This is a genomic window from Paenibacillus sp. CF095 (assembly GCF_900101225.1).
Classification (GTDB): Bacteria; Bacillota; Bacilli; order Paenibacillales; family Paenibacillaceae; genus Paenibacillus.
Genome location: NZ_FMZN01000008.1, coordinates 78938 through 92839 on the forward strand (window position 1 = coordinate 78938; position 13902 = coordinate 92839).

The 13902-nt window shown below is 47.5% G+C and carries 10 protein-coding genes; 5 read left to right on the top strand and 5 right to left on the bottom strand.

The genetic code is table 11. The annotated features are described in order from the left end of the window. The first annotated feature begins 56 nt into the window (after positions 1-56). Positions 57-866: a helix-turn-helix domain-containing protein gene (locus BLS69_RS29670; protein WP_091038851.1), complete on the top strand. Its 810-nt coding sequence runs from the start codon at positions 57-59 to the stop codon at positions 864-866. 2 nt (positions 867-868) lie between these two features. On the opposite strand, the gene BLS69_RS29675 is transcribed toward BLS69_RS29670, so the two are convergent. Then, a complete protein-coding gene (locus tag BLS69_RS29675; RefSeq protein WP_074093540.1) occupies positions 869-1072 on the bottom strand; it encodes a hypothetical protein in 204 nt (67 codons plus the stop codon). Next, positions 1073-2236 (bottom strand): glycoside hydrolase family 27 protein, encoded by a 1164-nt coding sequence (locus BLS69_RS29680; RefSeq protein WP_091038853.1) that lies wholly within the window; start codon positions 2234-2236, stop codon positions 1073-1075. It abuts the gene before it with no gap. A gap of 516 nt (positions 2237-2752) precedes the next feature. On the opposite strand from BLS69_RS29680, the gene BLS69_RS29685 reads away from it, so the two are divergent. Then, positions 2753-3460: a DNA alkylation repair protein gene (locus BLS69_RS29685; protein ID WP_091038855.1), complete on the top strand. Its 708-nt coding sequence runs from the start codon at positions 2753-2755 to the stop codon at positions 3458-3460. Positions 3461-3682: 222 nt separating this feature from the next. Then, the gene (locus BLS69_RS29690) at positions 3683-4867 is read left to right on the top strand and encodes a DUF4317 domain-containing protein (protein ID WP_091038856.1); all 1185 of its coding nucleotides are present in this window, start codon (positions 3683-3685) and stop codon (positions 4865-4867) included. A 112-nt stretch (positions 4868-4979) separates the two neighbouring features. On the opposite strand, the gene BLS69_RS29695 is transcribed toward BLS69_RS29690, so the two are convergent. From BLS69_RS29695 to BLS69_RS29705, 3 genes are all read right to left on the bottom strand, one after another. Then, a complete protein-coding gene (locus BLS69_RS29695) occupies positions 4980-6098 on the bottom strand; it encodes a response regulator (RefSeq protein WP_091038858.1) in 1119 nt (372 codons plus the stop codon). Then, positions 6095-9226 (bottom strand): ATP-binding protein, encoded by a 3132-nt coding sequence (locus BLS69_RS29700; RefSeq protein WP_176873160.1) that lies wholly within the window; start codon positions 9224-9226, stop codon positions 6095-6097. The genes BLS69_RS29695 and BLS69_RS29700 overlap by 4 nt, the downstream gene beginning before the upstream one ends. A 231-nt stretch (positions 9227-9457) precedes the next feature. Then, entirely contained in the window at positions 9458-10405 is a 948-nt protein-coding gene (locus tag BLS69_RS29705) for an AraC family transcriptional regulator (protein WP_091038862.1), read from the bottom strand. 171 nt (positions 10406-10576) lie between these two features. On the opposite strand from BLS69_RS29705, the gene BLS69_RS29710 reads away from it, so the two are divergent. Beyond that, positions 10577-11596, top strand: a complete 1020-nt coding sequence (locus BLS69_RS29710; RefSeq protein ID WP_091038864.1) for a glycoside hydrolase family 88/105 protein — start codon at positions 10577-10579, stop codon at positions 11594-11596. A gap of 13 nt (positions 11597-11609) precedes the next feature. After that, positions 11610-13790, top strand: coding sequence for a 1,3-beta-galactosyl-N-acetylhexosamine phosphorylase (gene gnpA / locus BLS69_RS29715; RefSeq protein ID WP_091038866.1), 2181 nt, complete (start codon positions 11610-11612; stop codon positions 13788-13790). The last annotated feature ends 112 nt before the right edge of the window (positions 13791-13902 follow it).

Genomic DNA, 13902 nt, shown 5'->3' on the forward strand with positions numbered 1-13902 from the left:
CTTGTAAGCGTTACCGAACATCTGATCAACGTGGCATTAGAAAGGGGGAATCTAGGTTGAATCCGATTTGGCATGAGAGCAGTAGAGCCAGTAATTTGTATTTTATCAGCGGTGGTCACAAGCCGGCCAACGCTCACCAATGGGGGCCAGGCGTGCGTGACGTTTATGCGCTGCACTATATTATCCGTGGTCAAGGGACGCTGGAGACGGGCGGCCGCGTTTTTCGGCTCGTTACCGGGGAAAGCTTTATCATATTTCCGCAAAAAGAGATTTACTATTATCCAGACCCGCAAGATCCATGGGAGTACGTCTGGGTGGAGTTTAGCGGTGAGGACGCCGGGCGGTTGCTGGGGCTCACGCAGCTTTCAGAGGTACAACCCGTGGTGTCGGTCTCGCCGGAGACACTGCAGCCTTTTTTCCATCTTGCCTGGAACGCGGGTGCATCATCCTATGAATTACTGCGGGCGGATGCCCGTTTGCGTCTGCTGCTTTCCTACTATATGGAACATTATCCGAGCGAGCCGCAGGTGGACGCCAAGGATTATGTCTGGCTGGCGAGAAAGTACATCGAGCAGAACTACTGGAAGCCGACATTGACCGTCACGGAGATCGTAAAGGCAGTTAATCTGGAGCGCAGTTATTTGTTTCGTCTGTTTAAGGCAACAACCGGCAAGTCTGTTTTGGAGTATATTACATCCTGCCGAATCGGGCGCGCCTGTGAACTGCTGAAGACGTCGGGTCTACCGATTCAATCGGTAGCCTATTCTGTCGGCTACAATGATCCGTTATATTTTTCCAAAGTATTCAAGAAAGTAACTTCACACACGCCAACATCTTATATGATGCTGCATCGGACGAAGGCATAACGTTAACGGAACAGGGCGCAGTTCCCGGACTCTCGAAAATAACGGATCAGCTTCTCAATAGGCTCGCGTCCACAGTTCAGCTTAACTCCTATACAATCGATGCACAGAAATTGCTGGGCAGAGCGCGAGATCAATTTGAGGTAGATGCCCACATCATCTGAAGAGAGCGGAACCTGACAGGAGGTGCACAGGCGATGTTGAGCCATTTATTTCACCAGTTTGGCACGCACAATTAAACAATCATGTGCTGCGACAACGGGAGCGAAGCGTTCGCGGAACACGCCAAGCTCTTGATGTTCCCAGCAGTCATACAGGGACAGCGCATAACCGGCAGCGTAAGGCAGACCCATATCCCAAAATTGCAAAGACAATTCCCGCTGGCTGTCACTCAGGTTGAAGAAACCAATAGCTAGATCACCATCTGTGAGTACCTTCACCAGCATAAATACATCGTCTGTGTGAAACCATTGCGGCTCTGGTTTAATGCGGTAAGCTCCGCGCGCTTCTACATCCTGATTGATGGCAAGCAGGTCAGGATTCAGGAGAATATTTTTTGTGATCTGGTTAGCCTTGCGCACGTCACATCCGATCATTAATGGGGAACCCATCATGGACCAGAGTGAGAAGTGGGTTTTATATTCGATGTCGTTGCATCCGCCGATGCTGCCAATATAATCATTGTTGCTTCCACCGTACATACCAACGATTAGCATATCCATGTCGTTATGACAGAAAGAGCCGGTGTATCTTTGTTTCCCCAATTGAGACAAGGCAAGTTCCTTCACTGAATCCCAATTGTCACGGATATCACCGGTAGAGCGGTACATATGAGCACCCGATTCCCGAATCCAATCGTATACATCGTCGGCCCCCCAGTTGCAGGCGGAGAACAGGATATCGCGTCCGCAGTTTTTGAGCGCAAGGCTCATCCGTTTGTACAGTAGCTCTCCTGAGATATGACGCGGCTTGAAGCAGTAATCATACTTCAAATAATCAACGCCCCATTCGGCAAAAAGGGCAGCATCCTGGAATTCATGCTCGAAGCTGCCTGGATACCCGGCACATGTATGCGTACCTACGCATGAATACATGCCGAACTTTAGTCCTTTGCTATGGATATAGTCAGAGAGCGCTTTCATTCCACTCGGGAATTTCTCCGGGTCAGCCACCAGGTTGCCGTTTGCATCACGTTCCTTCAGGCTCCAGCAATCATCAATGACAATATACTCGTAACCTGCGGCCAGATAACCTTCTGATACAAACACATCAGCGACATCCCGAATTAATTGTTCGTTAATATCCCACGTAAAGGTATTCCACGAATTCCAGCCCAGTGCAGGGGCAAAGCCTAACACTTGATTGTTGCTCATGCTCTCGCATCCTTCCTCATCTCGGTTTTGTTAACAACACTAAACTGAACATAAACGATGAGCGACGTTTCCTGCCATAGCTTAACGTTGCTTGGACATGGACATATGTTGCTTTGCTTGTGCTGGGGGAATTAGCTCTTCCAATCAGGCTCTCGGCAGGTATTCAGAAGTTGTCGGTAGAAGCATAAGAAAGGAAAAATGTCAGTCTGCGAAGAAGTTATATCTATCTTTTCAGGGATCTGTGCGAAACAAGGGTATAGATGTTATGATCGGTGATAATGCTCGAACAGGTTGTCAGAGCCATAGGGAAATTTGAATAGTCTTCAGTATTATTAGGAAAAATACTCCAGTGAGGAGTCCCCCATACGAAAGGAAATAATCTCGTCGGAATGATTATGCATATGGCAGAATGGTTCGAATTGGATAATGTGCGATTGTCCATCGGTTTTTCGTTAAACATAAGTGTCTGTTTGATATGATCAGATATATAATTTATAGGATTGGGAGTGTTGCCAAATGAATCTAGATGAAGTGATGCAGGAGCTTGAAGCGTTGGGCAAAGAACGAACGAAAAAAATCTATATCTCCAATGGTGCGCATGAACCGTTATTTGGCGTGGCAACCGGGGCGATGAAACCAATGGCGAAGCGGATCAACAAGGATCAACCTTTGGCAGAGCAACTATATGCAACGGGGAATTATGATGCGATGTACTTTGCGGGCGTGATTGCCGATCCTCAAGCGATGACGGAAGCTGATTTTGACCGTTGGATTGACGCTGCTTATTTTTACATGATCTCTGACTTTATCGTTGCTGTGACGTTAGCCGAGACAGACATTGCGCAAGAGGTTTCCGATGCGTGGATTGCTAGTGGGGATGAACTGAGAATGTCAGCGGGATGGAGCTGTTACTGTTGGTTGCTCGGCAGTCGAAAGGATGCTGAGTTTTCGGAGAATAAACTGATGGAGATGCTGGAACAGGTGAAAAAGACGATTCACGAATCTCCGGAACGAACGAAATATTCGATGAACAACTTCCTGTATACGGTCGCGACATCCTATCAACCGTTGCACGATCAGGCAGTGGAGACAGCCGAGGCTGTGGGACCTGTCGAAGTGAACAAGGACAAGCCCAAAAGCAAATTGCTGAATGCCTCCGAAAATATCCAAAAGGCAGTGGAAAAAGGTCGGACGGGGTTCAAGCGTAAATATGTAAGGTGTTAATGGGAATCACTGTAATAGACTAGAACATCAGGAGATGTAACACATGCAGGAGGTGCTCGTATGGACGTAGAGAGTGTCTCCCTTTTTGTGTTGTTGTGAGTATCACGTACTTGGGTAACTGAAATCTAGTAACCGTCAAGCTACAAGTTAGTCAACAAATTTTCTGTCGATCCTTTATACTAATAAAGCCAGAAACATATCTAAGGAGTTGCCAAATCCAATATGAATAAAAAAGAAGTCGCGCATATACGCAAGCAGTTTAAACTCGATCACGATCTACTGAATATTTACGATATTCTCAACGTGTATATTACGAAGGAAACCAATGAGGTCTATCACTGGGAGCGTCACCCGTTCGAACTGGTGGACAGAGAGAAGCAGGAGCTGTACATGGGCAATTTCAAAAAATTGCTGACAGGTGATTTGGATCAGAAGTTGTTTGAATTGAAGTTCCAGGAAGCGGCGGAGGACCCGGCTCAGGTACTGCTTCACCAGGCGCTGGTAACAGGTGATCCGGATGAATGGCAGGATCTGATGCTGCTGCTCGTGGATCGAATGCTGGTAGATACAAAGTTTGAGCGGGATATGGTAGCTACGTTCGTGCGTGGACAGTATTATCTGCCAACCAAGGCTAGAAACGAAGCCACGGAAGAGAGTGAGAAGAATGAGGTGTTCGCCCATCCGTTCATTCTGTGCAGCGTAAATTCCACGGAGAAACAGCGGAAGACACTCTTGTTTGATTACGTGGAGAGAGAATTCAAATACAACATTATTGTCGATCCGATTATCAAATTAAGCACACCAGAGCAAGGATTCCTGTACCCTAGCGTAACGGACAACTACTCCGATGTGAATCGTGTTCTATATTGTACAGGGAAATCGAATTTCCCGGACCCGCATTTTGTTGAAAATGTATTGAATGGAGAAAGATCCGTAACCGCACTGGAAGAACGGGCGATCTTCGAAGATATCGTCAAGGAAGTGGCCGGTGAACAGCTTGACTCAGCCACTATTGCACATGTATATGAGGAGATCAACCGAGTCATCGAGATTAACGAAGAGTCCCATGAGGAAGAACCTCCGAAGCTGGATTATAAAGATCTGGAACGTGTACTGACCGCAAGCGGTATAGAGGATCTGACAACGGAGAAAGTAGAACGTGCCTTCGAAACGATCGTTGATAACAAGAACTATGAGATGAAGGCAACCAGTGTTATGCCGAAATTCACGTCCAAGTCTATTAAAATCGAAACCAAGGTTGCTACGATTTCGGTTAGCCCACAAGACCTGCGATATGTAAAACAGGTGAACTATCAAGGCAGACGTTGCATCATGATTGAAGTGGATGAAGATGTCGTGATTGAAGGGTTTACGCTCAATACCGAAAAACTTATAAATGAGGATTGATTGTAGACCATGATGATGTAAAATCATCAGACCATGACGAATGAACGTCCATATATGTTGAAAAAAAGCCCAAGCCTAGGCATTATGCCAAAGCTTGGGCTTTCTTGATATTTCATGATTGACGCAACAATTGTTTGATATCCGCTGCCGGACTGGAGCCAAGCTCCTCTTGGAGCAATTCCTCCAGTACCAGATACTGGCGCTGCGCTTCGGTTCTTCGTCCAAGCGACAGATACAAGAGGATGATCTCGCGATGAATATCTTCCCGAATCGAATCAATCTGGAGGATACGTTCAAAATAATACAACGCCCGTAACGGCTCGCCTGCCTTCGCGTGATAGTGCGCCGCGGTTTCCATCGTCATGATGAAATCCAGCTCCAGCTGTCTGGACCACGCGAAAGCCCACTCATAATGCCTTCCTCTCAGGAGTTCACCCGTATACAACGTGTCCATCCGCTCAAAGAGCTCGGGGCGATGTGCCGATGCCTGACGCATCTGCCGGAACAAAGCCTCGAACTCGTACAGATCACAGTTAATGGCTTCCCGGTCGATACGGATACCGTTTCTGTCCTTGAGAATGATCGGCACGTCACTGTTATCACCGATGGCACGTCGCACGTAGTACAGTGTGGAGTTGATGTTGGTCCAGGCTTTCTGCGGACTGAGGTCTTTCCACAACGTATCGGCCAAGGCATCGCGGGTGGTCGATTTGGTATACAGCAAGAATGCCAGCAATTCTTCCGTCTTGGGCGTTCTAAGCTTGATGGGACTGTCTGCTCCGGCTCCACCAAACACGGTGAATTCACCGAACAGACGAACGTTCAGTTTGGGTTCCGGCACCGCTGGTTCAGGTGTTGGCATGGACTCGTGAAGCTTTTCCTGCAACCGCTTGATGCTGCGGTTCAGTCGCTCTGCCGTGACAGGCTTGATGACGTAATCGATCACCTCTTTGTCGAAGGCCTGCACGGCATATTCCTCATATCCAGTCACCAGCACGATTGGAAGTGAAGGATGATGTTTACGCAATTCACCAATGAGTTGCATACCCGAGATGCGAGGCATCGTAATGTCCAGAAATGCCGCATCGAAGCTATTCTCTGCTGCATATTCACAGGCTTCCTCCGGGTCGTGAAATGCGCGAGACACCTCAACTTCTCCACTTTCTGTCAAAATGCGATTCAGTCGCTTCAGCGACAAATCCTCATCATCCACGATGATGACTTTCATCATGTTTCATAACCCCCATTCCCATCTATGCTTTGACGTTGATTTGGAAGATCAAATGTAATCCGCGTTCCCTCGCCGTCCAGACTTTCTATCTGAAGGTGTCTGCCATACAGCAGATTCAACCGGCTGGAGATATTCCATAGTCCAACGCCGTTACTGCCGTCCGTGGATTGCCGAATTTCGTCCATCCGTTGCTTGGTTATGCCGATTCCGTTGTCCTCAATGGTGAAACGTGTTTCCGTATCATTCAGATTGCGGATAGACAACATGACGCGACCACCGCGAATGCTGGACATCAGGCCGTGCCGGATCGCGTTTTCGATCAGAGGCTGCAACGTGAGGGGCGGAATGTCCATGTTCCGGTTCACATCCGCATCCACATCGATAATGACCTCCAACCTTGACCCAAAGCGGGCTTGCTCAATCGCTACGTATGCCTCGATCATCTCCAGTTCGTTCATCAGGCTGGTTTTTGAGTCCAGATGTTTGAAGTGCACACTGCGTCTTAAATAACTCGATAATTGCAAAATCAATTGTTCTGCCCGATTCGGCGCATCCATGCACAATTCGGCAATGGCGTTCAGAGCGTTATACAGAAAGTGTGGGTTCATCTGTGACCGCAAAAAAGATATTTCCGCATCTCGCGCAGCTTGGACGGATGTTTTCATCCGAGTCAAACCGCCGATCCGTGCCAGCAGTTCCTCCGATTCGAACGGCTTGGATACAAAATCATTGGCGCCTTTCTCCAAGGCCAACTTCAATTGATTAGCTTTATTACTCGCTGTCAGCATGAGTACAGGCAACTCGGAAGGAGAGAAGCGCTCCCTGATCCGTTCCAGCAATTCGTAACCCGACATGTCGGGCATCATGATATCAGCAATGACAAGATGCACGGCGGGAAGCTGGTCGAGTAGCTCCAGTACCGAAGGTGAGCGTGAAGTGACCGCGTAACTGTATCCTTCCAGCTTCAAGAGATTTACTATTGTTTGCAAATTAGCCGAGTCGTCATCCACAACGATGATCCATTCGTCTTTATTCCCTTCTACAATTGTTGGTTCTTCGAACCGGAGTAGCCGATTACCAGGACCTGTAGGAGCGATGGTAAGCGGCATAACGTTGGAACGTTTCTCTCCTTTTTTCTCTGCCAGCGGAAAGGTCAGGATGAACGTAGCACCCATGCCGGGTGCTGATTCCGCATGAATGGTTCCTCCGTGCAGTTCGACCAACTTGCGCGTAATGCTTAGTCCAAGACCGGTGCCTCCAGCAACGGCTGGACCGGTATCTGCTTCCTGCTCGAATGGCAGGAAGATGTGCTCCAGCTTGTCCTTGCCGATGCCACGACCAGTATCCACAATGCGCATTTCCGCTTTGCCTTGCACAACTGTAGCTTTGATGCTTACCGTGCCACGTTCCGTGAACTTAACTGCATTGCCAATCAGATTATGCAAAATCTGAATTAGTCGGTTGCCGTCTGCATAGATCGGTGGGAAATGCGCCGGGATACGGTTGATAAGCTCCACCTTTTTCGTGCCAAGCAGGAAGGAGTGCATACGCATGACCGATTCTACAAACGAGTACAGATCGGTCGAAGACCGGTGGAGCGGGATGTCGCCATGTTTCATTTTCGAATAATCCAGCAATTCATCGACTAGATAGGTTAATCGTCTTCCACTTCCCGTCACGATCGCCAGATTGTGCGCTTGCTCATCGGTAAGGGGACCCTCTGCGCCTTTAAGCAGGCTTTCACTGATGTTGACAATCGCGTTCAGCGGTGTTTTGAGCTCATGCGAAGTATTGGACAGGAAGTCATCCTTCACTTTGTCGAGTAAGAGCAACTGATCTTTGAGGGTGCGAACCGTACGATAGGCCTCGAAGAACCGAAGCACCGCCAGAAACAGCATCAGGATGCTGAACAGGACAATGGAAGCCTGCCCGATATTCATGTTTTCCTTGAGCGAGATCGAGAAGAGATTAATGTCCAGACAGTACAGCATGATGCTTAAGAGAGCTGCGTACCACAGAAAAGTAGACAGCCGTTCGCCCTTCTCACTGGTTAGGAACTGTTTTGCACATTGATACAGCAACCACAGCAGCAGCAACGTGTACATAACGACGACGTAAGGTGCAGCCAGCCCATAGATGGAAATAGGCAGGAGCGCGACCATGCATAAGTATGCTCCGAAGATGATGAGGATCACCGCTGTGAGCATACTGGACAGGATGCCTGTTTTGAATCGGTAGAAGTAAAAGGTTAACAGACCCAGACATGCCACAGAGCAGAAATCTTTTAATTTATAGAGTGTGCTAAAGGAGATTTCCGTGCCCGCCATGGATAACACACGTTCGCTGATCATGCCGTTATAGAGTGCATATAACAGACAGATTAGACCAATCAGCAGCAGGGAATCGTCCCTGTTTCGGTAGAGTGCAGACCCTAGGTAACTGATGAGGAATATGATCGAAATGGTACCCAGTACAGCAAGCGTGCCAAATTCGATAGCTGTGTTGAATTGATGTTTTTTCAGCATGGCTGCTTGTTCGCCGAAAAAGAGTGGCCCTGGAATGCCAGAGTCCGTGTAATCGTAATTAGCCACCCGGATCAAAATCTCAATGTCACCGCCATGATAGGGGAAAAAGCCAATCTGGGGGGAGTTTCCTGGTCGGTAACCTGCGGATTTTGCCACGGCATGCCCGTCTTCCAGCAGCTTGTTGCCATTGATGTAGATTTCGCTGGCAAAACGAATGTTCATTTTTTTGATCGCCAGTGTTCCTTCAACAGGTGCATTACGCAGCACCAGTCGATACGTGGCGAAGCCGTGGGTTGGCAGTCGTTCGCCATCCACTTTAAGTCGATTCCAGGAGCCGGGAACGGTTGCATAGGTATCGGGTGCTTTCGTTGGACCAGCCTGATTCGGAGTTGCAGATTCGTCAGGAAGCAATCGCTCCCAGTAAAATTCCCACTCCCCGTCTAGCTTGATCCGCTTGTCCTGTTCTGGGTTCCAGTCCGATAGGTCCATAACACCTTGACGGGCATGAAGAGCCGCAGATTGGGGTTCTCTGATCGTTGACAGGAGCAGTACGGTAATAGCGAGTACAACAGTCAGGACAACACCTGAAATTTTTAATAACACGAAATGCTGCTCCTTTAGAGTTTGTTCAAAACCTTTGGTAGATTCGGACAAAATCTCTTGTATTCTATCGGCATTGTAGCGAATATCTCTAGGGGGCGCAATCAAATTTCGACATTTTTTTCTGTTTATTATTTGTTTATTGTGAGTAAAAAGCCCGAAAGTCATCACGACTTTTGGGCTTTTTTGTACCTTTTTTATGAGAAAGGTTATTTCAATATGTTGTACTTGAATTCACACCCAGCCCGTGAATTCCAATATCGACGCTTTTGCAGACTGTGCTTCTGTATGAGCCCCTTTGCGCCAGGCTTTAGGTGATTCGCCCATCAGTTTGGCGAAGCAGCGGTTAAAGCTGGAGATGGATCGGAAGCCAACTTGCTCGGAGATGGACAGGATGGAGGCCTCCGTACTTTTTAATCGTTTGCATGCCTCTTCAATCCGGGTACTGTTCAGAAAATCAAGCGGCGTGGTTCCCATAATTTCATGGAACTTGCGGCGAAAATGCGTTGTACTCAGATGACACAGATCAGCGAGATAATCGATGGTTACGGGCATCATGTAATTTTGGGTGATAAACTCCAGCACGGGTGAGATGACCAAGTCCCCTTGGAGGTCTCGTTCCCGTTCCTGATCCTGAGATGACAAGCGCTCGCTGCTCGCATGAATTCGAAGCAGTTCGATATATAGAGACATCAACAAGCCGTACGCGCTCTCCCGATAATAGGGAGACTGCTGCTTGATCTCTTCTACCACTGATGTTGCGAGCATGTGAATTTTGGGATACTGTTCCTTATTCAGAATACAATTGGCTCCCTGAATCGCCCATAAATTCGGTTCAATGTGAGTTTGTGCTGTTTTGAGCGAATGATGGAAGAGTTCTTCCGGTGAAAAAAAGATATAAGCCCACAGGCTGGCGTTATTAGGTGAACTGTATGTGGTATGCGGAAGGTATCGGGGAATGAAGGTGATGTCGCCTGCCCGAAAAGGCACAGATTCTCCCTTTATCTCCATGATTCCTCCATCGGAATAACAGATGCCAATCTCCATGTGGTTATGGAAATGAAGATGCTCACTCTTGATATCGGATATTCTCCAGCGGTCTCCACTGAGTAACAGGACAGGGAAATCAATGGGCAGGCTGTAGTGACGATATTCAATGACCGGTTTCTTCGGTTTGGGCATTTTCGAGGACTCCTATGTATAAATGATTGAAATTGCACAGTTTTGTTGCGAATATGCTTAGATTGAGACTATTTTACTGCGTACAATGGAATAAGTAAAGCGTTTACAAAAATGGACGGACACCTCTCAGGGCGCACTTGGGGGCGTGTGCGCAGGGAGAGGGGAATAACAATGCTTCAAGTGAAATATGACAGGGAACAGATTCTAAACGTAATCGACAGCGTTACCAAGAAAACACTGGATATGGATCTGACATGGGATTGGCCCGGCGGTGTGGCTTATTATGGCGTATCCAGAGCCTATCAGACGACAGGTAACCAAGAGATTCTGGACAGGCTGGTGAAATGGGCGGACGAATATATCGAGCTGGGTCTGCCAAGTTGGACGGTAAATACATGTGCCATGGGTCATGTGCTCATCACTTTATATGAAGAAACCGGAGATCAGAAATATTGGGATATTGTCCTCAGCAAGGTCGATTATCTCCAGAATCATGCGCTTCGCTTTGGAGACAATGTGCTTCAGCATACGGTATCCGTTTCCAATGATTTTCCAGAACAGGCTTGGGCGGATACCTTGTTTATGGCGGCATTTTTCCTGCTCCGTGTAGGTAGTAAATTAAAAGATGAAGCCATGATTCAGGATGCGCTGAATCAGTACTATTGGCATATCAAATACCTGCAAGATCCGACCAGCAGTCTGTGGTATCACGGTTATAACAATATCAACAAGGACCACATGTCCGGATTTTACTGGGGAAGAGCGAACGCTTGGGGAGCCTATACCATGTCTCAGGTGAAACCTCAGCTCAACGACTGGTACTTGTATCCCCAATGTATGGATGTAGAGTGTGCACTTCGCGATCAGTTGGCGGCTCTCAAGCTGGTGCAGACCGAGAATGGCTTGTGGCGTACGGTTTTGGATGACGAAGAATCATATGAAGAGGTGTCGGCTTCCGCGGGTATTGCAGCAGCCATGATCAATAACGGCAATCCACTGCATACCAAATACGTGCAAAAGGCACTGGAGGGCATCCTGAACAATATTAGCGAAGATGGACGCGTGCTTGGTGTCTCTGGCGGTACGGCGGTGATGAAAGATCGGGATGGTTATCGCAATATTCCAAAAGACTGGATTCAGGGCTGGGGTCAGGGCCTGGCACTCGCTTTTCTGTCCGATATGTTGAGATAGGGAGGGAACCACATTGTCCAAACCAACCAAAGGCTCCTTTACACTACCGGGAGAATCCGGTTATGAAGCACTGACGCTGGAACTTGCCGATCGCTGGGGTGCCGATGTGATCCGTGACAGTGACGGTACAAAATTGTCCGATGAGATTATCAATGCCGGATACGGCATCTATTCAACCATTTGCATTATTCGTGATCATAATGAGTGGGCATCCCGTAATCTGGATAAACTGCAGCAATGTTTTCTCATTACGAATCCCAAGGTCGCTGTGCAAGATTATGTCTCCATCTATCTGATGGAGGACTTCTTCGCTGAACAATTCAGGGTGAATGATTCCAAAGAAGCGTTTAAATATTGGCAGGTGTATGACCGAACGACTGGGGAAGAGGTACCTAGAGGACAGTGGAATTATGAAAGGGAATCTGGCAATGTTGTCATTACCGGCGTTGCTCCTTGGCATAAATACACGGTGAGTTTCATGGTTTATCGGATATGGGAAGAGATTTCCATGTACAACCATACGACGAATAACTGGGACAAAGAGCATCTGATGCAGATTGACCCGATCTATACCGACACACAAACCTATTTGCTGGATTGGATGGAAAAGTGGTGCCAAGACCACCCGGAAACAACGGTTGTACGTTTTACGTCCCTATTTTATAACTTCGCCTGGATCTGGGGCAGTGATGAGCGGAATCGCCATCTGTTCTCGGATTGGGGTTCATACGATTTCACAGTAAGTTCGAGAGCGCTGGATCTGTTTGCTCAAAAATTTGGGTATTCACTCTCAGCCGAGGATTTTGTAAATGGCGGTAAATATCAGGTCACTCATATGCCTGCGGATCAGCGCAAACTGGTCTGGATGGCATTTATTAATGATTTTGTAATTGAACTCGGTAAGAAATTAATTGATATTGTCCACAAACATAACAAGCTGGCGTATGTCTTCTATGATGACAGCTGGGTGGGCATGGAGCCTTACAATGATCGCTTTGAGGAATTTGGATTTGACGGCATGATCAAATGTGTGTTCTCCGGTTATGAGGCAAGAATGTGCTCAGGCGTTAAGGCTGATACCCATGAGATTCGCTTGCATCCATACTTGTTTCCGGTTGCCTTAGGCGGGCTTCCTACCTTCAAAGAGGGAGGCGACCCTACCCTGGATGCCAAGAAATATTGGATTAATATCCGGCGTGCTCTGCTGCGTGAGTCGATTGACCGGATTGGACTGGGTGGATATTTGCATCTGGTTGAGCCTTATCCGGACTTTGTGGATTATATCGAGAAGATTGCCCATGAATTCAGGGAAATGAAAGAGCTGCATCAAGAGGGAAAACCGTATCAGATCAAGACAAAGGTAGCCGTGCTGCATAGCTGGGGCAAGTTAAGATCGTGGACCTTGTCAGGTCATTTTCATGAAACTCATATGCATGATCTGATTCATGTGAATGAGGCATTAGCCGGGTTGCCTGTTGACGTACAGTTTATTGATTTTGAGGATGTTCGTCAGGGCGTATTGAAGGATGTAGATGTTGTCATCAATGCCGGCTCTGCAGGTTCAGCATGGAGCGGTGGAGAGCACTGGAGTGACCACAAGTCTGTGGACTTATTGACCCAATGGGTATATGAGGGTGGGACCTTTATTGGCATTAACCAGCCTTCGGCATTGGACGGGTATGACAGCTATTTTAGAATGGCTCATGTGCTTGGGGTGGATGAGGATACAGGCGCCAGAGTTGTTCATGGAAAATGGTCGTATGAGGTTAGTGATGAGTATGGTTTGGTGCCTGAGGGGGCCAGCATACTTTCGAAAAATAACATTTATCTTACTGATGGATCAGCAGCTGTAGTGAGTGAAACGGATGGTCAGATCACACTGTCCACACATGCTTTTGGAAAAGGAAAAGGGATCTATTTACCTTCCTTCGAATTCAGCTGGGAAAATACAAGACTGCTTCTGAATCTGATTCGATTCGCGGGCAATGAATTCCATGAAACAAAGTACATCACGGATAACTTGTATACCGAGTGCGCCTACTACCCTGAAAGCAACATATTGGTTGTGATCAATAATAGCAATCAGGTTCAGTCCACGACGATCAATACAGAGCATGGAAAACAGACCGTGGTATTGGAGCCGTATGATACGGTGATCACCAAAATTGGTTTAACAAAATCGGTATCCCCATAGAATGATGACTCGATAGACCGTATTCCTTAACCAGGAAGCGGTCTATTTTATTTATGAGTTGAATCAATTTCATTAACGTATATATTGCGGATCTTACTGTATAGTGTTAACA